This is a genomic window from Salipiger sp. (assembly GCF_059781815.1).
In genome coordinates this window covers 2480-3769 of sequence record NZ_JBYNAH010000324.1, presented here as the reverse complement: position 1 = coordinate 3769, position 1290 = coordinate 2480, and the positions used below count along the sequence as shown (strand labels likewise).

Sequence of the window (1290 nt, the reverse complement as noted above, 5' to 3'; positions counted from 1 at the left end):
GCGCAGCCTGGTAGCGCGTCTGTTTTGGGTACAGAAGGTCGTGAGTTCGAATCTCGCCGCCCCGACCACTCTCTCCACACCCTCTTCATTCCCGCGTGATTCCGGGGCTTTGCCGCTCCAATCGCGGAATCGTGCGCACCGCTCCGGTGTCGTGCCCGGTTTTTTGGCACCTTGCCGGGGCCGTTCCTCGAAACGGCGCTGTTGCAGGAATGTCATGCTGTTCTGCGAGATATGCTCAGGGCAGTTCTCAACAGCTGTGGATAAGTCGCCAAGAAGGCACCGATTTTCCTTATCCAGCGGCTCGAGGCGGTTTTGGCCCGGGATGTGGATGACTTCGGAACAACCCATAGCCCTTGTGTGAGCGTCGGCATGCAACGCAAAATATATGTGCATGGCGCCAAAAAACCCGTTGACCCATTCCGGTCAGTTGCGTCAGTTTGTGGGGGCCGGGCGCGAGATCACAACATATAGTGGTCACCGGCGGGGACAGACCGAGCCAGCAGTTTGACAGAGTGGCACGGCAGGGACGGATTTGCTTCCGTCGCTGGCCGATGGGGCTGTCTCTGCTGACCGGCAGAAGGTTTGAGCAGCTGAGGGCAGAACAGCGATGAAGATCGAAAGAAAGTACACGCAGGCCGGCCAGGACGCATACGCGGGGATCGAGTTCGTCACCACGACCTCGGAAATCCGCAATCCCGACGGCTCAACGGTCTTCAAGCTGGACGAACTCGAAGTGCCCGCGAAGTGGAGCCAGGTGGCCTCCGACGTCATCGCGCAGAAGTACTTCCGCAAGGCCGGTGTGCCGTCGGCGCTGAAAAAGGTCGCCGAGAAGGACGTGCCCGAGTTCCTCTGGCGCTCGGTGCCGGCCGACAAGGATGCGCCCCGCGGCGGTGAGACCTCGGCCAAGCAGGTCTTCGACCGTCTCGCCGGCGCCTGGGCCTACTGGGGCTGGAAGGGCGGCTATTTCACCTCCGAGGAGGACGCGCAGGCCTATTACGACGAGATGCGCCACATGCTGGCGAGCCAGACCGCGGCGCCCAACAGCCCGCAATGGTTCAACACCGGCCTGCACTGGGCCTATGGCATCGATGGTCCGGGGCAGGGCCACTATTATGTCGATCACAAGACCGGCAAGCTGACCAAGTCGAAATCGGCCTACGAGCACCCGCAGCCGCATGCCTGCTTCATCCAGTCCGTCACCGACGACCTCGTCGGCGATGGCGGCATCATGGATCTCTGGGTGCGCGAGGCGCGCCTTGGCTGGATGGCGCTGCAGCAGGAGGTGGGCGC

General features: G+C 62.3%; 1 pseudogene. It reads left to right on the top strand.

The window, feature by feature from the left end:
• Positions 1-607: 607 nt before the first annotated feature.
• Positions 608-1290 (top strand): annotated as a pseudogene (locus AC6RA4_RS23920) (vitamin B12-dependent ribonucleotide reductase); the annotation flags it as partial.